The organism is Ectobacillus antri (genome assembly GCF_003852715.1).
Lineage (GTDB): Bacteria > Bacillota > Bacilli > Bacillales > Bacillaceae_G > Ectobacillus > Ectobacillus antri.
Window position 1 is genome coordinate 231,915 of the sequence record NZ_RIAV01000001.1, and the last position, 21,661, is coordinate 253,575.

At 39.6% G+C, this 21,661-nt stretch carries 22 protein-coding genes and 4 pseudogenes; 15 read left to right on the forward strand and 11 right to left on the reverse strand.

Features of this window, described 5'->3' with window-relative positions:
- Nucleotides 1–130 precede the first annotated feature (130 nt).
- Nucleotides 131–1,345 (reverse strand): APC family permease, encoded by a 1,215-nt coding sequence (locus tag EEJ45_RS01140; protein WP_164464159.1) that lies wholly within the window; start codon nucleotides 1,343–1,345, stop codon nucleotides 131–133.
- Nucleotides 1,346–1,476: 131 nt separating this feature from the next.
- On the opposite strand from EEJ45_RS01140, the gene EEJ45_RS01145 reads away from it, so the two are divergent.
- Nucleotides 1,477–2,376, forward strand: a complete 900-nt coding sequence (locus EEJ45_RS01145; RefSeq protein ID WP_124562947.1) for a LysR family transcriptional regulator — start codon at nucleotides 1,477–1,479, stop codon at nucleotides 2,374–2,376.
- A gap of 117 nt (nucleotides 2,377–2,493) precedes the next feature.
- The gene (locus EEJ45_RS01150) at nucleotides 2,494–2,697 is read left to right on the forward strand and encodes a hypothetical protein (RefSeq protein ID WP_124562948.1); all 204 of its coding nucleotides are present in this window, start codon (nucleotides 2,494–2,496) and stop codon (nucleotides 2,695–2,697) included.
- A gap of 123 nt (nucleotides 2,698–2,820) precedes the next feature.
- Here the strand turns inward: EEJ45_RS01150 and EEJ45_RS01155 are convergent, their stop codons facing one another.
- On the reverse strand, nucleotides 2,821–3,414 hold the full coding sequence (locus tag EEJ45_RS01155) for a DedA family protein (RefSeq protein WP_380018055.1): 594 nt from the start codon (nucleotides 3,412–3,414) through the stop codon (nucleotides 2,821–2,823).
- 405 nt (nucleotides 3,415–3,819) lie between these two features.
- Between EEJ45_RS01155 and EEJ45_RS01160 the strand changes: the two are divergent.
- Together EEJ45_RS01160 and EEJ45_RS01165 are read left to right on the forward strand one after the other, a co-directional pair.
- Nucleotides 3,820–4,931 (forward strand): annotated as a pseudogene (locus tag EEJ45_RS01160) (RNA-guided endonuclease InsQ/TnpB family protein).
- Between the two features lie 154 nt (nucleotides 4,932–5,085).
- Complete coding sequence (locus EEJ45_RS01165) at nucleotides 5,086–6,003, forward strand: TRM11 family SAM-dependent methyltransferase (RefSeq protein WP_124562950.1); 918 nt, start codon at nucleotides 5,086–5,088, stop codon at nucleotides 6,001–6,003.
- Nucleotides 6,004–6,180: 177 nt separating this feature from the next.
- Here the strand turns inward: EEJ45_RS01165 and EEJ45_RS01170 are convergent, their stop codons facing one another.
- On the reverse strand, nucleotides 6,181–6,387 hold the full coding sequence (locus EEJ45_RS01170; protein WP_124562951.1) for a hypothetical protein: 207 nt from the start codon (nucleotides 6,385–6,387) through the stop codon (nucleotides 6,181–6,183).
- Nucleotides 6,388–6,496: 109 nt separating this feature from the next.
- A complete protein-coding gene (locus EEJ45_RS18820) occupies nucleotides 6,497–6,628 on the reverse strand; it encodes a hypothetical protein (RefSeq protein ID WP_278018510.1) in 132 nt (43 codons plus the stop codon).
- 917 nt (nucleotides 6,629–7,545) lie between these two features.
- On the opposite strand from EEJ45_RS18820, the gene EEJ45_RS01175 reads away from it, so the two are divergent.
- The 3 genes and pseudogenes from EEJ45_RS01175 to EEJ45_RS01185 all read left to right on the forward strand — a co-directional run.
- Complete coding sequence (locus EEJ45_RS01175; RefSeq protein ID WP_124562952.1) at nucleotides 7,546–7,878, forward strand: DUF3221 domain-containing protein; 333 nt, start codon at nucleotides 7,546–7,548, stop codon at nucleotides 7,876–7,878.
- A gap of 300 nt (nucleotides 7,879–8,178) precedes the next feature.
- The gene (gene cyoE / locus EEJ45_RS01180; protein ID WP_380018057.1) at nucleotides 8,179–9,093 is read left to right on the forward strand and encodes a heme o synthase; all 915 of its coding nucleotides are present in this window, start codon (nucleotides 8,179–8,181) and stop codon (nucleotides 9,091–9,093) included.
- Nucleotides 9,094–9,165: 72 nt separating this feature from the next.
- Nucleotides 9,166–9,270 (forward strand): annotated as a pseudogene (locus EEJ45_RS01185) (LysE family translocator); the annotation flags it as partial.
- 132 nt (nucleotides 9,271–9,402) lie between these two features.
- Here the strand turns inward: EEJ45_RS01185 and EEJ45_RS01190 are convergent.
- The 4 genes from EEJ45_RS01190 to EEJ45_RS01205 all read right to left on the reverse strand — a co-directional run bounded on the left by EEJ45_RS01190 (nucleotide 9,403) and on the right by EEJ45_RS01205 (nucleotide 13,198).
- A complete protein-coding gene (locus EEJ45_RS01190; protein ID WP_124562954.1) occupies nucleotides 9,403–10,416 on the reverse strand; it encodes a FecCD family ABC transporter permease in 1,014 nt (337 codons plus the stop codon).
- Nucleotides 10,413–11,417, reverse strand: a complete 1,005-nt coding sequence (locus EEJ45_RS01195; RefSeq protein ID WP_124562955.1) for a FecCD family ABC transporter permease — start codon at nucleotides 11,415–11,417, stop codon at nucleotides 10,413–10,415. Before EEJ45_RS01195 ends, EEJ45_RS01190 begins: the two co-directional genes overlap by 4 nt.
- A gap of 69 nt (nucleotides 11,418–11,486) precedes the next feature.
- Nucleotides 11,487–12,404 carry an iron-hydroxamate ABC transporter substrate-binding protein gene (locus EEJ45_RS01200; protein WP_124562956.1) on the reverse strand — a complete coding sequence of 306 codons (918 nt, stop codon included), beginning with the start codon at nucleotides 12,402–12,404 and terminating at the stop codon, nucleotides 11,487–11,489.
- A complete protein-coding gene (locus EEJ45_RS01205) occupies nucleotides 12,401–13,198 on the reverse strand; it encodes an ABC transporter ATP-binding protein (protein WP_124562957.1) in 798 nt (265 codons plus the stop codon). Before EEJ45_RS01205 ends, EEJ45_RS01200 begins: the two co-directional genes overlap by 4 nt.
- A 189-nt stretch (nucleotides 13,199–13,387) precedes the next feature.
- Between EEJ45_RS01205 and EEJ45_RS01210 the strand changes: the two genes are divergently transcribed.
- Nucleotides 13,388–14,434 carry an NAD(P)/FAD-dependent oxidoreductase gene (locus EEJ45_RS01210; protein WP_124562958.1) on the forward strand — a complete coding sequence of 349 codons (1,047 nt, stop codon included), beginning with the start codon at nucleotides 13,388–13,390 and terminating at the stop codon, nucleotides 14,432–14,434.
- 155 nt (nucleotides 14,435–14,589) lie between these two features.
- Here EEJ45_RS01210 and EEJ45_RS01215 read toward each other — a convergent pair whose 3' ends face one another.
- Nucleotides 14,590–15,348, reverse strand: coding sequence for an SDR family NAD(P)-dependent oxidoreductase (locus EEJ45_RS01215; RefSeq protein WP_124562959.1), 759 nt, complete (start codon nucleotides 15,346–15,348; stop codon nucleotides 14,590–14,592).
- Between the two features lie 116 nt (nucleotides 15,349–15,464).
- Here EEJ45_RS01215 and EEJ45_RS01220 point away from each other — a divergent pair, with 116 nt between their 5' ends.
- From EEJ45_RS01220 to EEJ45_RS01235, 4 genes are all read left to right on the forward strand, one after another.
- Nucleotides 15,465–15,839 carry a MerR family transcriptional regulator gene (locus tag EEJ45_RS01220; protein ID WP_124562960.1) on the forward strand — a complete coding sequence of 125 codons (375 nt, stop codon included), beginning with the start codon at nucleotides 15,465–15,467 and terminating at the stop codon, nucleotides 15,837–15,839.
- Nucleotides 15,836–16,432, forward strand: a complete 597-nt coding sequence (locus EEJ45_RS01225) for a thermonuclease family protein (protein WP_124562961.1) — start codon at nucleotides 15,836–15,838, stop codon at nucleotides 16,430–16,432. The genes EEJ45_RS01220 and EEJ45_RS01225 overlap by 4 nt, the downstream gene beginning before the upstream one ends.
- A 355-nt stretch (nucleotides 16,433–16,787) precedes the next feature.
- Entirely contained in the window at nucleotides 16,788–17,528 is a 741-nt protein-coding gene (pyrH, locus tag EEJ45_RS01230) for a UMP kinase (protein WP_124562962.1), read from the forward strand.
- Between the two features lie 340 nt (nucleotides 17,529–17,868).
- Complete coding sequence (locus EEJ45_RS01235) at nucleotides 17,869–18,135, forward strand: oxidoreductase (protein ID WP_124562963.1); 267 nt, start codon at nucleotides 17,869–17,871, stop codon at nucleotides 18,133–18,135.
- Nucleotides 18,136–18,171: 36 nt separating this feature from the next.
- On the opposite strand, the gene EEJ45_RS01240 is transcribed toward EEJ45_RS01235, so the two are convergent.
- Nucleotides 18,172–18,633, reverse strand: a complete 462-nt coding sequence (locus EEJ45_RS01240; RefSeq protein WP_124562964.1) for a DinB family protein — start codon at nucleotides 18,631–18,633, stop codon at nucleotides 18,172–18,174.
- Between the two features lie 158 nt (nucleotides 18,634–18,791).
- On the opposite strand from EEJ45_RS01240, the gene EEJ45_RS01245 reads away from it, so the two are divergent.
- Together EEJ45_RS01245 and EEJ45_RS01250 are read left to right on the forward strand one after the other, a co-directional pair.
- Nucleotides 18,792–19,661 carry a serine/threonine-protein kinase gene (locus EEJ45_RS01245; RefSeq protein WP_124562965.1) on the forward strand — a complete coding sequence of 290 codons (870 nt, stop codon included), beginning with the start codon at nucleotides 18,792–18,794 and terminating at the stop codon, nucleotides 19,659–19,661.
- 177 nt (nucleotides 19,662–19,838) lie between these two features.
- Nucleotides 19,839–20,267: a coiled-coil domain-containing protein gene (locus tag EEJ45_RS01250; protein WP_124562966.1), complete on the forward strand. Its 429-nt coding sequence runs from the start codon at nucleotides 19,839–19,841 to the stop codon at nucleotides 20,265–20,267.
- A gap of 18 nt (nucleotides 20,268–20,285) precedes the next feature.
- On the opposite strand, the pseudogene EEJ45_RS01255 reads toward EEJ45_RS01250, so the two are convergent.
- A pseudogene (locus EEJ45_RS01255) lies at nucleotides 20,286–20,600 on the reverse strand (IS5/IS1182 family transposase); the annotation flags it as partial.
- Nucleotides 20,601–21,171: 571 nt separating this feature from the next.
- Here EEJ45_RS01255 and EEJ45_RS01260 point away from each other — a divergent pair.
- A pseudogene (locus EEJ45_RS01260) lies at nucleotides 21,172–21,420 on the forward strand (Crp/Fnr family transcriptional regulator); the annotation flags it as partial.
- Nucleotides 21,421–21,661: the final 241 nt, after the last annotated feature.

The following is a 21,661-nucleotide window of genomic DNA, read 5'->3' on the forward strand; positions in this document are numbered from 1 at the left end:
TTCTCTACACAGAATTCGATTTAGTTCGGATTTTTCCTTTATGAGTATTATTTATTCTGTATTCTTTCTGCTTTAGAGTTATATGATTCAGTGATGTTCCGGCCTCTTTTTATATTTTTCGACTAAAGCGTTATTGCTGTATATGCATCTGTTTTTTTACTGTTATGCGCTGCAGACGGATAAAGTAGCAGCATACGATTGTGATGACGCCAAGAATGATGGGGGAGGAGAATAATAGAATACTAAAAAAGCAGCTAGCCAATATCGCCGCTCCCACTTTAAGGAATGGAGAAGAAAAGATACGCATACAAGCGAGTACCCCCAGTAAAGCGTTGCACAAAAAGAAGGCATTGGCAATGGCGACAAGCTGACTGATAGATACTATGTTTGCTGCATACAGTACAAACATGCAAACATGGATAATAAACATCAATGTGAGAGCCCGTGCAGGTACCTGCTTCTTGTTTTTGTGGCTGAGCCATCTTGGCAACACACCTTGTTTCGCTTGATCAGCGATTAAACGTGATACAGCGCCAATGACCAAAAGCACGGTGCTGATACAAAGTATAATGGTAATCGTTGAGATGAGAGGTGTTGCGAATGAACCAAACAAGCCGGTAAGTAAGCCGCTCATTGTATGATTTCCCCATTGAAATGCCATGGCAACAATAAGGCTGACAGAAGCAATTACCGTAAAACTGATAAGAATAGCCCTAGGAATGGTGCGTTCAGGATCCTTAACCTCAAGTGAATAGTTTCCAACAACTTCCCAGCCAATTAATGCCCAAAACAGAAGCAAAAGACTTTGCCCAAATTCTATCACTGTAATAGAACCAAGAGAGAGTGTTCCGTCTGTATAGAGAAGGGTATATGCACTGCCTGCAAATAAAGTGATAACGATAAAGCTTGACATAGCAAAAGCAAGCTTGCCGACCGCCGTAACGTTTTGGGTGAGCAGCAGATAGACAAATAGCAGGCAAATCCCAGTGAGCCATAACTCATTAAAGTGTGTTAAAAGTTCGAAATAATACCCTGCCGTCGCCATTACAGCAACTGGTCCAAAGCATACAGCGAGGGCGAAAAAGATTGCTGCCAAATTCTTTATATGTGTACCAAAAGCGCGCTCCACAGCGAGTGCAACACCGGAATCACCAGGAATCATTACACTCAGTTTTCCGAATAAGTGTGCGAACAGCATGCTTAAAGCGAGCATGATTACCCAGGCAAAAATCGCATAATTCCCCACGATTTCATACACAGCCGGCGGTAAAATGATAATCCCGGAGCCTAAAATTGGTCCTATCATCAAACCACTCAGCAATAAAGCGCCCATTTTTTTGTTCATTATCATCACCTCATATTTTAGATTGAAAAAACGAAATATTTCCTATAGTTTAAGTATATGTAAGTAGGTATCATCAGTAAAATGAATAAATACGATGATAACAATCGGAAAATACGATGGGAGGAAATAATGTGGAGATTCGTCATTTAATTACATTTAAAACAATCGCGGAACTTGGCGGTTTTACGAGAGCAGCTACGCATCTTGGCTATGCGCAATCGACAATGACAGCTCATATCCATGCTCTTGAACAAGAGCTTAAAGCCCCCTTATTTGACCGTATGGGCAAAAAAGTCCACCTTACGACGATGGGAGAACGTTTTTTACGGCATGCACGGGAAATGATTCGGTTATATGAGCAGGCAAAGGATATGTCAGAACAAGAAGAGGAAGGAACGCTTTGCATCGGAGCGCCTGAGTCGCTAACAATCTATCGTTTGCCCCGTATTATTCAAGCGTACCGAGAACGTTATCCCAAGGTAAATATCTTATTGAAGTCCGGTTCTTGTTGGGATTTGCAGGCACAGCTACGCAGGGGAGAGCTTGATGTAGCATTCTTTTTACAAGCCCCGTTTACGGACCACGAATTATATACAGAAACATTAATTGATGAAAAGCTTATATTTATTTTACCGCCAGGCACAATGCTGACCGAGAATGAAAATGTATTGTTTACTGAGAAAGGCAGCTATCGTGATTATTTTGAAGCATTTCTACGAAGGCAAGGAATTGCAACCGAAAACGGCATGGAGTTTTGGAGTATCGAAGCGATTAAGCAATGTGTAGCCTGTGGTCTTGGCATGTCTCTTTTGCCGTTTGTAACAGTACATGCTGAGTTGATTGAAGGGAAGCTTGCAGGCCAAGCATGGGATTCTTCGTTCGGAACAGTTTCTACTATTATGTCTTATCATAAAGAGAAATGGGTGTCACAAGCAGCTGCTGCGTTTATGGAGATTGTGCGTACACATGCAGAGGAATGGAGAAGTGAAGAAAAACAATATTCATCAAAACATGACAGAGACCTGACTTAAAAGGTCTTTTTCTAATTCGTGGTGCTTGTATATAAGAAAATGCGTATAATGATAAAATGAATTTAAAATAAAATGTATGAAATTGCCCGGTTTATGTAAATAAAAGGAGATTAATGAATGTCGATTCGAAAGAAAATTTCATGGCTGTTTATCGGCATAGTGACATTTATTTGGATATGCAACAATACAGTTCAGTTGTATTGGACCAAAAATATTATTTTGGAAAAACTAAGCGACTCGAAATGTGATGAAATGAAGGGCTATCTGTTTAGTAAGCCGTTGCCAGCACAGGAGTTTGAAGAGAAATTTTTGACGAAATAAAAGCGTTCGGGGCATTCCTGAACGCTTTTTCATAAAAAGTAAGAATGTTTTAATGTGCTTCTCTAGTTCATGCCAATTTCCTTCAAGTAAGTTTATTCTCATTATGTACAGTTTTAGGAGAATTTAATGAGAAACCGACCGTTTTGTGCGAACTAAGATGAAAATACCTATACATGCTGTACCTATAAGTGTATATATGCCGTATTGATATACGTAAGCTCCAATCGTTTCAATATGTTTGCCAAAATAAAAGCCGGTGATGAAATAAGCGAATGTCCACACAAATCCGGTAGTGTAAGAGAAGAGTGCGTATCGCCAAAACTTCATGCGGTTAATGCCGACGATATATGGTACAACATGGCGGACAACAGGCAGGAAGTAACTGAAAATCAACGCATAACTGCCATGGCGCTCAATCAATGCGTGTGATTTGGCAAGGTAAGGCCCAATATTTTTCTTTTTGGCTAATTTGTCTAGGATAGGGGCACCGACACGAAAACTAAGGACATATCCTAGAGAGAGACCGGAGACAACTCCTAAATACGTTAATATAAAAGCAGGTACACCGTGTAGAATATGTAAGGAAGACACGAAGCCCCCGGTCATGACAATCACTTCATCCGGAATTGGCATACCTACAATACCAAGCCAAAGCGTAAAAAACATAGCAGGATAGCCATACTTTGATACCAATTCGAGTACAAAATCCATATAAATCCTCCTCAGCTGTAGATATCTTTAGACTACACACAAAGTCTTAATAATCTTTACAGGAAAATCTTAAGAATTCTTAAAAACAGGTTTTTAAAATTAATAATCAGTACTTGTTCATTGGAAAGGAAGACTTATTCATTGGAAAGGAAGGAGGATCCTCCTGTAGGAAAAGCGAGTTATAGCGAATTCTACAGCGAAATGAACCAGGAACTTTTACAGAGTCATTTATGATTGTAATAGCTTTTCATATACCGCTGTGATATCATTGGTTTTTACAGTGAAAAGGACGTGAATACATGATTAATATTACAGTTCGAAAGCCAGATGTCACGATCACAAAACAAATGAACCCCGAGATGAGTAACATTTATAATAAAGCTAAGAAGATGCTGAAGGAGTTGATAAAGAGTGATACTTGCGAAGAAGGTGAGAATAAAGCCGACTAAAGAACAGGAACACCAGCTTTGGAAGTCTGTAGGAACAGCTAGATGGGCTTACAATTGGGCGCTGCATAAGCAAGAAGAAAACTACCGCAATGGCGGGAAGTTCATAAATGACAGTGATTTGAGAAAGTAATTAACTCAATTAAAACAGTCTGATGAATTTTCTTGGTTGTATGATGTGTCTAACAACATTACGAAACAAGCTGTGAAAGACCTTTGTGACGCATATAAGAAGTTTTTCAAAGGTCTTGCGAAGAAACCAAGACTTAAGAGTAGAAAAGGCTCTAAAGTCTCTTTCTACAATGACAATGTAAAACTAAAGATTAAAGAGATGTCTGTCTTACTTGAGAAAGTAGGGTGGTTAGAGACTTCTGAACAAATCCCTGTAGGTGTTACCTATACCAACCCAAGAGTGAGTTTTGACGGGAAGTATTGGTATCTGTCGGTTGGAACAGAACAAGAGCAAGAAAAAGAAACTCTAACGGATGAAGTGGTAGGGATTGATGTAGGAATTAAAGATTTAGCTATTTGTTCAGATGGAATGGTATTTAAAAATATTAACAAAGTAGTAGTGGTAAAAAAGATCGAGAAGAGACTCCGTCGGTTGCAGCGCAGGGTTTCTCGTAAATACGAAATGAATAAGGAGGGAAGCCGTTTTGTCAAAACGTGCAACATTATAAAAATCGAAAAGCAAATACGAAGACTACACAGACGATTGACAAACATTCGTGATAATCACGTTCACCAAGCTACAAATACTATTGCGAAAACCAAGCCTTGTAAAGTAGTTATGGAGGATTTGAGCGTGAGTGGAATCGTCACTTGGCTAAAGCTATCGCGAAGCAGAAACTGTATGAATTGATCCGTCAAATGAAATATAAGTGTGAAAAATACGGCATTACATTCATGCAAGTCAGTCGCTTTTTCCCTTCTTCTAAAACATGTTCATCTTGTGGTCAGATAAAATTAGATTTGAAATTATTAGATCGTATCTACAAGTGTGACTGTGGCTTAGAGATTGACAGGGATTATAACGCTGCTTTGAACTTAGCTAAGTTTGGAAAATTAGCAGACTAATCACTCACAAGATACTGTTAATGTGTACGATTTGTTGCATCGGAATTTACGCCTGTGGAGTGTTATATCAAACGAAAGTAGCTTCGGTAAAATTGGACACGTAGAAGCAAACAGGGCTTTATAGATTTTTATAAGGTTTTGGCATACGGACTTTATGTTTGTTTACACATATGCCTGTAGGCCAGAAGAAGAATCATTGTGTCAGCTAGAGCTTCGTGCGCTATTTGGTAAACAGGTAACTGGTACATTTCTCAGTGAAAGAAAGATAGATCCAACCCGAAGTCCGTTTATTAAGGAACGTATTGATGTTTTATATGAAAGCAATGATTGGCAAGAGCTTAAGCAATTGGTGAGCGAAATTGTGATGGGAGAAACAACTTTTAAAGTTATTTGTATACGAAATCCTGGCGATGAGAAAATACCACATGATGACAGGCGCGCAGCGGAACGTGAAATCGGTACTTGGATAAATGGAGAAGCTAATGTCAAAGCACCGATGCACATATTCGGTTTAGTACGCCTCCACGGAAAATGGTATTTTGGAGATTATCATAAAAGTGTGCCTGTATGGCTTGGACATGTGAAAAAGCCGCGTGAATATTCCACGGCACTGGATACACGTCTTGCTAGAGCGGTTGCTAATATTGCGGCGCCGGTAATTGAAGGTGTAACCATAATTGATCCATGCTGCGGCATTGGTACGGTTTTAGTGGAAGCACTATCCATGGGTATGCATATTACGGGACGCGACATTAACTATCACGCAGTGAGCGGCGCACGTGAAAATATTGCGCACTTTGGCTTTAGTGGTGAAGTAAAGCGTGGTCCGATTTCTGAAGTAAACGAGCACTATGACGTTGCCATTTTAGATATGCCGTATAATTTATGCACGCATGCCACACCTGATGATCAGCTAGACATTTTACGTCATGCTCGGCGCTTTTGTAATAGAGCAGTCGTTGTTACTATGGATAGAATTGATGAGATGATGATAGAAGCTGGATTCAAGATTATCGATCGTGCTATTGTGAAAAAAGGTTCATTTACTAGGGAAGTTGTTGTTTGCCAATAAGGCGATTCGGCGTAGTGAGCTAAACTGGACGATAAAGAGGTTGGGACAAAAGGTTTTTGACCAAAGAAAAATCCGAACTATTAGTCGGAATTCTTTACTCAGAATTCCATTTAGTTCGGATTTTTCTTTTATTAGTGTTATGTATTCTCTATTCTTTCGGCTTTAGAGTTATATGATTCAGTTATGTCCCAGCCGCTTTTTTGTTTTTCGTTTATAAAACTCATATAGATGCCGAGCGTCTTGCTCAGTCATCGCAATCCAATTGATAGGTTTAATTTCAATGTCAAATTCATGATAGATGCGCTCCATATAATGGGCAATCCGCTCTTTTTCCAGTTCATACAAATGTGTGTTTTCAGAAGTTTGATTATATAATAGTTTCATGCGTTTCTCCTCAAATCCTTATATTTCTGTCAATTCTGAGAATTGCAGTAGTATCAGGATTGCCGGATTTCGCAAATGTATACGTTATGTATGAAAGCTGAGGTTAACCTCAAGCTTCCTTCTCTTTCATAATTTCATCCTCGAGCACGAAGAACTCTTCCGCAATCTCCAAATGAATATCGGACATATCTTCATACCCCTTTTGCAAGTCCATCGGGTTCCAGGTTGTTTTTTTCTTCATACCACACACTCCCTTATCTGACGCATAGACAGATGAAAAATGAATTCTCTCTTATTATGAACAAAATTTGGACAGATGTCTAGAGGCAGCTATTAGATGGAATCTTACAATATTAGGGAATGTGATGCTTGTAAAAAAATAAGCGACTCTGTCTATTCTCATTAGAATAACAAAGTCGCTCATGTTATATACATGCTCATAGCTCTAGGTGTGCTCCTTTCTTTTTTGCAATCGCTTACAAATTAAGCCTTAGATTTGGAGTTTTTAAAGTATTGATCTAACATAATCGGTAACAAGAAAAAAGGAGAAAACAAAACCATTCCAATAATAAAACCTGTCATTATCCATCAACGTCCTTTCCATTGTCAATGTTATAGTGTATGCAAATGTGACAAAAATGTGAACTATTTATGTCATAATTGTGACATAACATATGATAAAAAGCAATATTATTTTTTTGATTAGTCAGAAAATTTTTCATTCGTATTAGTATTTACTGCTTTCTTTGTGAATTATTAATTTTCAAATTTTGCTACCGTGGGGGGGCTCAGAGGTTTAGAATATAAAGTCGCAACAGCGCAGTCACCTGCGGTTTGAATCCTACACAGCAAGGACAAGCTGTCTATAATGTGATGGGAAGCTATAAGAGAGTGGTGCCCACTATTGTATTCCATGGTTGGCTTAGACATAACGGTATCGCCGGTGAATGGCAATCAAATCTTAACACAATGGGCGCAAATCAAGCATTTAGCGGATGACGGCACCTATAGCCTAGCTCTTATTGTGACATAGTGAACTACTCACCACTTAGCTCCGCTTAAAGAGGGAGACTTCTTTCGGAATTATGTTAAAGCAGGAGAATAGCATAAAACGCCGTACATAGTTATAGTAGTAATATAAATGCGGGAGGTAACTGAATGTATAAGCTACTATGCACGCTGTTATTACTGCTAGGCTGCACAGCATGTACGGAAAATGAAGTAAAACAAGAGTCAATTATCTTTCAAGGTATTGTAGAGGGGGTAGATGAAACAGCACGCACGTTGCTCGTACAAAGTGACACGCACGGTACAGTACGTGTTGTTATTCCTGTACAAGATGAAGTAAAAAAATACAGTCCTAAGCAAGAAGTCTCCGTTTGGATAACGGGCGAACTACGTGAAAGTAATCCAGCTCAGGGAAAAGCCTCACGCATCGAAGTTTTAGAAGGACTAATGCTGCCGGAAGAATCACCTAGTACAAAGCTGTAAAAATGCCGCATCTCACCGCGGCATTTTTTGGTTTTTGCCGAAAAAAGAGGAAAGGAATTTCGACAATTCTGTGACCAATACAGTGTGCGAACGTTTCCGCACGGTTTCTGGTCATTCTTTCCCCTTGACGTATGCCCCTTGTTCGCTATTGAATAGAGAGAGAAGCGTTTTTAAACGGAGTAAACAATATTTTCATGTGGATAAAATGAAAAAATAGGACATTTTATGTTACAATGGAAGACGACTTTGAAAATAGAAAAGAGGATAATCATGCGAAGTGACGTGAAGGTAGAACAAAGTATGCAAGAAGCCTCTTTGGAGCTGGAGAAACAGAATTTGTCCAAAGTACTGGCAGAAACCGTAAAAACGGGTATTATTAAATCCAATTTACTGGCGATGTTCGCCGGATTGGCATTGGCTTTATATAAGGATAGCATCAGTCCATTCAATAAACTCCCTGAGATTTTCTTTTCCATGATTGGTTCCATATTGGTTATCGGTGCGGCGGGTGCATTTAACAACCTGTATGACCGGGATATCGATTCCATCATGGAGCGTACAAAAACGCGTCCAACAGTCACTGGAACCATTCAAGCGAAATCTGTGTTATTATTAGGAACTGTGATGACCATTGTCGGTCTTGGCACGTTGGCCCTGGCCACACCGCTTGCGGCACTGTTTGGTTTACTTGGTTTGTTTTTCTATGTGGTGCCATATACAATGTGGTCAAAGCGCCGTACTATTTACAACACAGAAATTGGTAGCATTTCAGGTGCGATGCCGCCGCTGATTGGGTGGGCTGCGATTAGTTCAGATCTTATGCACCCGGGCATTATTGGCTTGTTCTTATTTATGCTGCTGTGGCAAATGCCGCATTTTTATGCAATTGCAATTCGTAGACATGATGAATACAAGGCTGCAAACGTACCAATGCTTCCCGTTGTAAAGGGGTTTAAACGTACGTATATCCAAACAAATGTGTACTTAGTTGCCTTAATTGCAGCAAGCTTTTTATTTGCTTCTGTAAGCACAGGTATTTTGCTTGTATCTCTTATCTTGAGTATTGGCTGGTTTGTGCTTAGCATTGTTGGTCGTAAAAAGATGGAGATTGAAAAATGGGCGAAGACAATGTTTTTATATTCCCTTGCGCACATTACCATTTTATTTGCAACCATCATAGTTTACTCATTTATGGGTACGTTTTTTAAATTATAAAGTAATGAAAATCCCTTGGTTTTTAATCAAGGGATTTTTGTAGTACTAACGTCTGGAAGAAAGGGGAAAAGAATGGATTTATATATTTGGAAAGGGTTAGTCATTGGTTTTTCCATGGCGGCACCAGTTGGACCAATCGGCTTGCTTTGTATTCGTAGAACATTAACACAGGGCAGGTTTATTTAAAGAACGTATGAATACGCAGGCTTTAACGTGGGTAAATAGGGTATCGGGAGTCATTCTTATTATAGTTGGAAGTATAGTTTTATTTGTATACTAAAGTAAAAAGAATCAAGCATGCTTGATTCTTTACGTTTCATTTTTCAATAATAAGTACACAAAATACGGCGCTCCGATAAAGGCGACTATAATTCCTGCGGCGATGCCGTCCGGTTCAGCTAGATTACGACCGATGGTATCGGCAAGCAAAAGCAGCCAGCCTCCAAACAAAACAGCAACAGGAATAAATAACTGATGGCGAGAGCCGACAAGTGCTTTTGCAATATGCGGTCCCATTAAGCCGATAAAAGCAATACCACCTGTAACGGAAACGGCGGAAGCAGCTAATGCAACCGCGGCAACTAACAGCATAATACGTTCTTTTTGAATAGAAATACCAACACCTACAGCGATTGGTTCACTTAAGTTCAGAATGTTTAAACGGTTTGCTTTATATAACGTAAACGGAATAAACAGCAGTAACCAAGGTAAGATAGCTAGAATGAACGGCCAATCTGCACCCCATACATTTCCAGTGAGCCACTTTGCAATAAAATCCACTTTGGCACGTTCAGCGGAAGAGATAAGAACAATCATAATACCTGACAAGGCCATTGAAAAACCAACACCGATAAGCACAAGATGAACAGGCTGTATACCGGTTTGTTTGTTATAAGCGAATAGATAAATGAGTGTTGCAGTCAATAAAGCACCAATGAATGCCACCGCCGGCAACATGTAAATGAAAGAGCTCGAGTCGATTGGGAAGTACAGAAAAAACAACGCAATTGCCGCACCCGCTCCAGCATTTATACCGATAATACCCGGATCGGCTAAGTTATTGCGCGTAATACTTTGTAGGATGGCTCCTGATAACGCCAGCGCCATTCCAGCCAACAGGGTAATGACAATGCGCGGTAAACGAAGTGAAAACAGTACAAATTCTTCTTTAAAAGTGCCTTGTCCAAGTAAGGTAGGAAGTAGGCGGTCATATGACAAAGATGCTTGTCCGAGTCCCATGCCGATGATAATTGTAAATAGGATAAATGTGGTTGTAATGCCGAGAATGATGCGTTGTTTTCGTAAGATGGACGGATGAATCATGATAACTCTTTACCTCCTTTGCGCACGATAAACAAAAAGAAGGGCAAGCCAAATATGGCAATGATGGCCGCAACTGGTGTTTCGTAAGGTGCATTAATGGTTCTTGCCAACGTATCGGCAAGTAGCATGAATGTTGCGCCTGTAACGATGGACATTGGTAAAATATATTGATAGTTTGTTCCAACAAACATCCGCACAATATGAGGCACCATGAGTCCGATAAACGCCATGTTGCCGACAAGTGCAACAGAAGCCCCGGTAAGCAGCACAGTTACTACAAATAAAACAACCTTTACTTGTGTTGTCTTTTGACCAAGTCCTACAGCAACTTCTTCACTTAAGCTTAAAATTGTAAGCTGTTTGGATAAGAAAAGGGCGATCATCATACCTAGCGCAAGAAATGGCAGTATAGTTTGGAGCTGAGCCCATGTAATGCCGACTGTACCACCTGCCGTCCACATCGACACATCTTTTGAAATTTTAAAATAAATACTGATGCCGTCTGTGCAGGCATATAAAAAGGCGGAAACCGCAGAGCCGGCTAACACGATGCGAATGGGCGAGAAGCCGCCCTTTTTTGCCGATCCGATGCCGAATACAAGCAACGCACCTGCAGTAGCGCCTATAAAGCAAGCAAGCGTCGTGCCAAAATACGACACAGATGGAATGAGAGCCAGTGTCACAGCCAAAGCTACGTTCGCACCTGCCGTAAGACCAAGCAGGCCTGGGTCGGCTAATGGGTTTCGCGTCATCCCTTGCATAATAGCCCCGGCTACAGCTAGAGCCGCGCCGACAAACATAGCGGCGACTTCACGGGGCAGGCGAATTTCACGAATAACAGTTAATTTGTTCCCGGATACCTTGGAAGTAAGAGCGAGCCATACGTCTTTGACAGTAACATCAGCTGCGCCAAAGACCATGGCTGCTGCAAAGGATGCGATGCATACACATATACCTACGAGTAAGGTCGCAGGGAAGAAAATTTGTTTTCTTTCGGTCATAAGCAATCAACTCGTCTTTCTTAGGATACAGGAAGAGGAATTCTTTCATAAGAATTCCTCTGTGATATATTAGTTGCCAAGAAATAGTTTTTTAAATGTGTCAAGCTGGAAGTCCAATGTAATTGGATCGTTAAAGTAAAATTCTTTTGCGTTTACTTCAAACAATTGATTATTTTTTACAGCTGGAATGTTTTTGTATGTTTCTGTTGTTTGGAAGGAATTATCAGCATCTTTGTTTTTGCTGAAAATCACATAATCTCCGGCAAACTCAGGAAGAACTTCAGGCGATAGTGCGTAATAACCGTCTTTTAATGCCATTTCTTTTACCTTTTCAGGCATTTTTAGTTTCATTTCTTGGTATAGAATTTCAGTGCCTCGTCCCCAGTTATCGCCGAACACGTAAAGTTGTTTATCAAATCCTTCGATAACGGAAACTGTTTTATCTTCACCGATTTTTGTTTTAATATCTGTACCCGCTTTTGCAGCACGTTTTTTGAAGTCATCAATCCATGCTTGTGCTTCTTTTTCCTTATTTAATAGCTTTCCAATTTCCAAGTGTTGCGTTAAGTAGTCTACTTTTCCGTATGTATACGTTACAGTAGGTGCAATTTGTTTTAATTTATCTACGTTTTTAATGTTGGACAAGCCAATTATTAAATCAGGATCCAATTCAATAATTTTTTCAATGTTTTCATCTGATACTTCAGCCACGTTTTTTAGTTTGCTGTCAAAGCGTGGGTTCATTTTAGACCAAGAGTCTACTCCAACAAGGTTTACATTGAGGGCCATTACGTTACCCGCAAAGGATGAAAGGACAACAACGCGTTTTGGATCGGCGGGTACTTCAATTGGACCGTTTTCAGATTGATAGGTAATAGTACCTTTTTCTTTCTTTTCTTTTGTGCTTTCTTTTTTGTCCACCGCATTCCCGCAGGCGCTAATGATAAGTAAAAATAAAAGTATAAATGGTACAAGTAATTTCTTCATGATGATTCTCCTTTTATTAAATTATATGTGATACACATCGGCTTTTGGGTGCGAGGGTCGCGCCCAATTTCAGCATCAATGTGAAATATCTTTTTTAACACATCGGCATGAATGACTTCTTCACAGCTACCGGCCTTGACGACTTTGCCGTCCTTTAAGGCGATGATATAGTCAGCAAAACGCGCGGCTTGATTGAGGTCATGCAAAACCATTACAATCGTTCGTTTTTGCTCCTGATTTAAGCGCTGTAGTAGTTCAAGTACTTCGAGTTGATGCGCCATGTCCAAATAGGTTGTTGGCTCGTCTAAAAAGATAATATCCGTTTCCTGCGCCAGTGCCATCGCGATCCAGACGCGCTGGCGCTGGCCCCCCGATAAGGCGTCGACAGAACGAAACTTGAAATCTATTGTTCCGGTGACCTCCATGGCCCAATCAATCACTTCGTAATCTCTCTTTGTTAGGCGGCCAAAGCCTTTTTGATAAGGAAATCGGCCGTAAGAGACTAGTTCACCGACCGTTAAACCGGCGGCGCCTTCCGGAGTTTGTGGCAGAATCGCCATTTTTTTCGCGAGCGCTTTTGTGTTTTCTTTTGCAATATCTGCTCCGTCTAGCACAACGGTTCCGGATTGATACGCAATAATGCGCGTCATTGCTTTTAATAGTGTAGATTTTCCGCAGCCGTTCGAACCAATGATGGTGGTAATCTTTTTATCCGGTATTTGGATGCTGAGGTTTTGTACAATTAGCCGATCATTATAGCCGATGTTTAAATTATCTGTATATAATCTAACCATAGAAACCTCCATTTGTTAAAATAGATAACCAAAACAATGATAATGATTATCAAATTCGGTGGCAATCTCAATATAAAAGTATTTGTGAATAATGTCAATGATAATTTTTCTCATTGCAAACGTTTTGAAAAACAGGTATATTTAAATGAGAATGAGAATCACTTTTGTGATTATGGGGGAGTGGAAGGAATGCAAACAGATGTGTTTGATGTAACCATTATCGGCGGTGGACCAGCAGGTTTATACGCTGCTTTTTATAGTGGGTTGCGAGAAATGAAAACAAAAATTATTGAATTTCAGCCACAGCTGGGCGGAAAAGTACATGTATATCCGGAGAAAATGATTTGGGACATCGGTGGTCAACCCCCGATTTCAGGAGCGAAATTGATTCAGCAACTCGTCGAGCAAGGTATGACGTTCAACCCAGAAGTGGTATTAAATGAAAAAGTAGAATCCATTACAAAGGATGAAAAAGGCCTATTTTTTCTGCATACAGCCTCAGGTAAAACTCATATTTCGAAAACAGTCATTGTAGCAGTTGGAAGCGGCATATTGAAGCCGCATAAGCTAAATATAGAAGGTGCTGAAAGATTTGAGGTTTCTAATCTTAACTATACGGTAAAGTCATTGAAGCATTTTAGAAATAAGACAGTTATTATTTCAGGTGGAGGCAATTCAGCCATCGATTGGGCCAACGAACTGGAGCCAGTTGCAAAGAAGGTATACGTAACGTGTCGTAAAGCTGCTTTAGTAGGTCATGAGGCACAGGTTACACAGCTACTTAGTAGCTCTGCGACGTGCTTATTTCATACTTCCATCACGAAGTTAATTGCAGGATTGGATGACCAAGTAATTGAACAGGTAGAATTGACAAATCATGAGACAGGTGAGGTGTCTTACTTGACAATTGATGAAGTGATTATCAGCCATGGTTATGAGCAGGATACAACCTTGCTGGGGGATAGCGAATTACAGCTTGAGATGCTAGATAACTATTATATTGCTGGAAACGCGAACAGTGAGTCTTCTGTTCCAGGTTTGTATGCGGCAGGAGATATCTTAAAGCATGACGGCAAATTACACTTAATTGCCGGTGCATTTCAAGATGCGGCAAATGCTGTAAATAAAGCAAAACAATACATTCAGCCCGATGCAGAAAGAGCGGCGATGGTATCTTCGCACAACGAAGTGTTTAAGGAGCGTAATCGTGAGCTTGCTAAGCAAATGATTAGATAGAAAACCTAATAACTTTATTTTTGTAATATATAGATTATGAATTATTAAAACGAATTTTGGATGATTTTTCTAGAAACCATGTATGTAATTTGCAAAAAATGCATTGATTTTTACAAAAAGGCAGGTATCAAAACCTGCCTTTCTTGTTTTGCTTATTAGCGTGTTCTATTCACATAATGAAAGATAGGGTCACGTAATTCAAATTCATACGTAATGCCGTCCACAATTCCTACTACTTTGTCGCTATCGTATAATGCTAACAGGAAGTGTGCCATTTCTTTGGCTGTATGGAATTTTGGCACAACACCTTTGTATACAAAGGAATCTAGATCGGAAGCACGCTTTGCAAATTCCGTTTCGGTTGCGGCTGGAGCGAGTACCTTTGCTTGCATAGCAGCGTTCTGCTCCTTTAGTTCATGAGCTATCCCTTCAGTAAATGCACTTACATAGAACTTAGTTGCGCAATAAGTAACTGCATTTCCAACAATCGTATAACCACCGCCGGAAGAGATGTTAATCAATTGTGTACCTGGAACATGAGCATAATCACGTACAAATAACGAAGATAAGATAGTTAGAGCCTCAATATTCAAATGTAGCATTGTTTCAATTTTATCTAAATTTTGCTCGCCTACAGAAGCGAAGTTACCGAAGCCAGCATTATTGATGAATGTCTCAATTTCATAGTTTTTTAAGCTGTTGTAAAAGGCATGAACATTTGTAGAAACGGACAAGTCCGTCGTACGGATAATAACATCGACATTAGGGTGTGCACTGTATACAGCTTTTTTTAATTCTTCCAATTGTTCTGTTCTTCTTGCGGCAATTATCAAATTCTTACCGCGTGCTGCAAAAGCAAGTGCCGCTTCGTAACCAATACCAGAGCTTGCGCCTGTGATAACTGTATATTTCATAAGAAAAATCCTCCTCGTTGCTTCATATTATGACCAATTTCATTTTGATTATAGTCCTTAGAGTTTACTCTAAGTCAAATCTTTTTTATAATTATAGCTGTGAAAAGGAGGTCGCTATGTATACGATTGGTGAGGTTGCACACATGCTTGGGATAACGGCACATACGTTGCGCTATTACGAAAAAGAAAAGATTATTGTTCCAGAGCGGAACGAAAGCGGAGAACGGGTATATCAAGATACGCATGTAGCGTGGCTACGATTTGTAATGAAGTTAAAGCAAACGCAAATGCCGATTGCGCGTATTAGAGAATATGCACAGTTATTTAGTGAAGGGAAACGTACTGCGGAATTGAGACTACAGCTACTTGAAGACCATCATAACAGTATAAAGCAACAAATGGAGACGCTCCAAGAGACGGAGCGCATACTTGCTCAGAAGATTGTTTCGTATAAAACGATGTTAGAGTCAGAAAAGAGGGAAGAAACATGAAATCATTACTGCAAGCATTATTTTGCGCTATTATGCTCTTTCTATCAGCATGCGGTATTTTTTCTGCAGCACCGGTAGACGAGCTGGAATTTGCCACACAAATAAAAGATTTAAAGAAAATAGAAGCAGAGGTTGTGCGCTGTGCAGATGGCGATACGCTTACTGTCATCCCAAAACAGGGCAAGCACGCTGGTAAGGAGATGAAGGTACGGACGCTTTTGTTTGATTCAACTGAGTCAGTTAAGCCGGGTACAAAGCCTATGGCATGGAGTAAGGAGGCATCTGCACGACATAAGGAGTTGGTTATGGGTAAAATGGTTACGCTTGTTTTTGATAAAGGAAATCAGCAGGATCACTATGGTCGCTATCTCGCATATGTGTATGTGGATGGAAAGAGTGTAGGTGCACAGATGCTTCGCGAGGGTCTTGGGATTGTTCGCTATGTGGAAACGGGCACAGATACATTATATAAGCAGTTTAAAGAAGCTGAGCAAGTAGCACGGGAGCAAAAGAAAGGTGTATGGAGTATTCCGGGTTATGTGAAGCAAGGAAAGGGAAAAGAAGCCTACTATGATTTGAGAATGGCTTATTAGATAAGATGAAAGTTTAAGTAACATACAGATTTATATTGAAAATACAGAGGGTTTATTATATAATTTTGAAGATTTAAAATTATGAGTCATTAAAAAAGGGAGGGGTTCACATGAAAATATATATCAAACGTTTGTTTTGTCGTCCCCTTTTCTATTTTAGGGCCAAAGCATTTTGCTTTGGTCCTTTTATTTATTGCTAATCTTGTTGATAGGAGTGAAGGGGATGAGACTAAGTGAGTGCCCCGCAGGTGCATAACCCTGAGGAAGCTTCATGACTGCCTACAGATAGCGAATCCTCGTAATGTAAATGAACACAAACTTTAACAGAGCATTTACTTCAAAGGAGGGAATTTTGATGAGAAAATACAAACGAGTTTTAATTAAACTGAGCGGCGGCGCGTTGGCAGATGAATTCGGCAACAGCTTTGGCACGGCAAATTTAGAGCATATCACGGATGAGATTTTATCTCTTGTAGAAGAAGGTATAGAAATATCGGTTGTGATTGGCGGCGGCAATATTTTTCGCGGTAATTTAGCTCAAGAATGGGGTATCAATCGGGTAGAAGCCGATAATATTGGAACGCTCGGGACAATTATTAATAGTTTGATGCTAAGAGGGGTATTAACTGCTAAAACAGATAAAGAGGTAAGGGTCATGACGTCTGTTCCAACGCCGACTGTTGCTGAGCCGTATATTCGTTTGCGTGCTGTCCATCATTTGGAGAAAGGCTATATTGTCATCTTTGGCGGTGGGAACGGACAGCCATTTGTAACGACGGATTATCCGAGTGTACAGCGTGCAATTGAAACCGAGAGCGATGCTATTTTAGTCGCAAAGCAAGGTGTGGATGGCGTCTTCACTGCGGATCCAAAGCAAGATAGCAGTGCGAAAATGTATGAGCGATTGAATTATAATGATGTTGTACAAAACAATTTAAAAGCGATGGATCAATCCGCACTTTTGTTAGCAAGAGATTTTAATCTACCCGTACATGTGTTTAACTTCCTTGAAAAAGGTGCAATGAAGCGCATTTGTACCGGTGAAGCTATTGGTACACTCATTCATGGTGGGCGAACAAAGGTTAAAGCTATGTAAATTGTACAACAATCTGTAGTAAATTATTTCCAGGTGACAAGGAGATCTTTTTGGACGTAACGAATATCACAAAGAGATATCCAAACGTTGGGAGGAATGCGGTATGACGTATCATTACTTTACATGCGAAGAAGTGAGACCCGGTGTATATGTGGGACACACTGCAATGGATTCCAAGTAAAACACCGCGCAAAACGGGGATAGAAGAAGGTCTTGGCTTAAACCGTTGGGGTATCACGGTACTAGATGATGAATCTGTTGAGAAAATAAGTAATATTTTATATTTATGGAGGATATTATTTAAAATGTCCTCCCTCAACTTACACTTACTGGTGGTCTTATGTGGACAGAAGATGAGTTGGTGGAATACGAGCAACTGAAATTTCAACGAGAAGATGCGATGAAGGTAATGGAAAGTGGTGTTCCTTTGATTGCAATTGGACGAGAGTTAATCATTGACCCGGACTGGGTAGAAAAGGTTCAGAACGGACGAGAGGATGAAATTGAAACAAAGCTGGATTTACGTGCACAGGAACGTCTTGTTGTACCTACGCCTCTTTGGCAAGCAATTGTAAGCCGACCGGACTGGTTTCCAGTTGCGGAATAAAAACAGGCGACTCTATTAGAAGTCGCCTGTTTTTTATCAGCGTTTTACAAACAAAGGAAGCTCTGTATGTCCCATTGCTCGAACATATACAAAAAGATTGCCTTTATGATGGATCTCGTGTTCGTATGCCATTTGTAACACATGTGCACCAGGTAGGTTTGCACCGAACACGCGCGTCAAGTCAATAACGCGATCAAAATCTTCTTCCGTTAAAGACTCTAATAGAGAAATTGTTTCGCTTGTATACTTATCTGCAAGCTTTACAAGATTGGTTTCTGTATCTTCAATTGGTGCCATTAGCGGTGAAACATCACCTGCTTTTACAACCGTAGCAAATTTATAAAAAGACGTGAGCATATGTGTGACAAGCTGTTCTGCCGTCATAGAAGTTTCTGTAGGTTTAAAGTCGTAGTTACCTTGCTCAATTTTGTTGATTAAATCAATAGTTACGTTGCGGTGTGTCAAAAAGTTATGAATGAATTGCGATGCGCGATTCATAGTAATGCCTCCCTTTTACAAAAAGTATGTAGCTTACCTTTATGAATATATCGGATTGTGAGCTAAAAAGCTAGTGAAAACAATTAAGATATATATTTGAGTTTGTTAAATAGTTTTAGTCTTTTTAAGTCTAGTCGGAAAAAAAGGATGGGGTTAAGATGAATGATTTTGTGATGATAGAAATAGATAATCAAAGATTTGCGTTACGTGAGCATCATGATTTTCAGTGGCTGGCACAGTTTGGAACCGTTTTCGCTGTATTTGCAGAACAAGATTCAGGGAATCTTTGTTTTGGTGTGACGAAGAATGGTGCCAAGCAGTTTGTGAAGTATGCTGGCGCCAAAACGGTGGTTTATGAGGGGAAACCAGCAGATGCAGTGGAAAGATTGAAGCAAGCCGTTTTGCGATACGAAGTATTACAGCATCCTCACTTGGTAACGCTACAGGATCACTTTTCAACTGAATACGGTTATGCTGCTATCTTTGATTGGTTTTCTGGAGAGTCGTTACATATGCCTCGTTCGTTTCTGGGTGAAAGTAAATATATGGAACCGAGATCGCCGTTTTATCGATATCGCAAGTTATCAGTGTCACAACGTCTTGCTTCCTTACACGCTTTATTTTCTTTTCATGTGCATGTTGAAGCAAAGGATTATGTGGCAATTGATTTTTATGATGGGAGCATATTGTACAGCTTTGATAATCACATCACAAAAATGTGTGATATTGATTTGTACAGTCCTAAGCCATATGTGAATACAGTGGGGAGAATGTGGGGCTCATCACGCTTTATGGCACCGGAAGAATTTACCTTAGGTGCGCCCATTGATGAAAAAACCAATGTCTTCGCTATGGGGGCTACAGCATTCGTGTTGTTAGGCGGAGGTCTAAATCGTTCATTTACATATTGGGAGGCAAACGAAAATTTGTATGAAGTTGCAAGAAAAGCAATACAAGAGAAAAGGGAAGAGCGATATACTTCAGTGAAAGCTTTTTTTCAAGCATGGTGTGAAGCAGGCGGAGAGTGAGGATCTCCGCTTTTTTGTCATTTTGCAATATTTTTTTATTAGAATAAGTGCTCCTGCATTATACTTACCACTGTGCTGTGGGGAGTATATTTGGGGTATTAGTTGTCTAAAGATAGCATGGTTAAAAAAATGCCCCATATACTAATAAGGACACGCTGAACGGAAAGGAATGAGAAAATGAATTATGGTATATCCGGTATACCTATACTATCTATTGTAATTGTAGTCAGTTTATTTTCTGTCTTGCTTGGTTACTTGTTATTTGCATTTAAAAAAGAAAAAGAAGAGATTGATGGACAAATCAAGAGAAAAAGCGAGCGACTGACACATTTACAGGTGGAAAAGAAAAAGCTAGGCGATATGAGCTTATTAGTAGAATCAATTAATGCATCTGGAGGTAATACACAAAAACTAGATAACCGACTTGTAGAGATTGAAGAAGAAGCAGAGCGATTACAAGCGGACATTAAATGTTTAAAAGAAGAGTGGACAGGAAAGGGAAAGATGCAAAAACGACTAGAGCAATTTACAAAGTGGGGATTTCGTGGTGTATTCTGTGTTTTTTTTCTTGTGACAGTATGGCGTTTGTTTATACTGTTTGTATAAAAAGTAAAAGAGTTACAATTTCAAGATGTAACTCTTTATCTGAACTTTTCCCCAATTGTATCGTTCTTTTGCCCTTTCTTTGAAGGAAGGGCTTTCTTGAAAAACCTGTTGTTCTTGATGTTCTGTCGACTTAATGGTGACGGAATATGTTTTACTCTTAGTCCCTTCTTTGTAACATCCTGTTTAAAGCGGACACACTTTACACTTTTCAATATCAAAGTAATAGGCCTGACTCTAGTTCGGATTCGTTTTCTTTGTTCCGGTTCGCGCCTTGCGAACCGCCATATGCCCAGTCGGAAACACATACACTGCATCTTTGTTAACTACAAGCTCTTTTATCTGGCGAAGTATATTGTCTTTAGGTACTACAATATCATAGATAAAAAAATAGGGACTGGATTGAAGGCTTTGCGTTTTTACTTTTTCAGTGGCCTCATTCACCAATCCCCCTTTTTATGGAATTATTGCAAGTTATCTGTTAAAGTATGAAACAAGCGTTCAATCTGATTTCGTAGATTGAAAATGGTTGCCCCCATCGCTGTTTGTAAGAAATCTGACATCACACGGCCGTATCCATTTTTGCTTCAGCCCTTCCTTTCTAACGGGTTAATCATGGGGGTATTATCTCTATAGGATTGGAAAGAACGGTGAATTGGCAGCTTTATGAGCAAATAGAGAACTAAATAGCAAGAGCTCCATGGAACAAACTGGACGAATCTAATTCGCCCAGTTTGTTTTTATATTTTATAAAAGATTCTTTAATTCGCAATATATAAAAATGATTTGTATGATAATTTGTGGGGAGTTCTAAACAAAGGGGGATTTTGATGAGGTGGAAGAATAAGGGGTTCGTGCGAAGCGGAATGATAACCTTGTTTTGTGGGGAGCTTTTTGTTCTGTTTAATTAGGTCTTATGTTAGGATGCCTAACAACAGCTGCAGCGTTTTTCGGTATTGTCATGAACTTTAGTTTTTTACTTGCTGGCACTATATCTCATAATCCAACTGACATTTTAATGGGCTTTATCATCCTTGCTGCTGGTTATAATGCAGGTCGCTATGGATTAGATTATTATGTACTACCGTTAATTCAAAAAGTTTTTAAAAAAGATAAGGTAGTTCGACAAAGAAAAGAAAGCTTAAATGGCGTTTAATCAGGTGATAGATCTTCTTACAAAATGCGTTTTCTCATTTATGAGGAAGCACATTTTTTGTTTATTTGTATAAAGATTTTGTATGTGTTAGCAAAAAATTGTATGGGTGTAAAAAAACACCCTCATGAATTCTGAACTAACAGAAGTTATGAGAGTGTTTTAATCAAGGCGCAATTAATATACAAAGAGAGTTTTAATTGAGATGTTGTAGAACAATGCGTGTATAAAAGTATGGAGCATA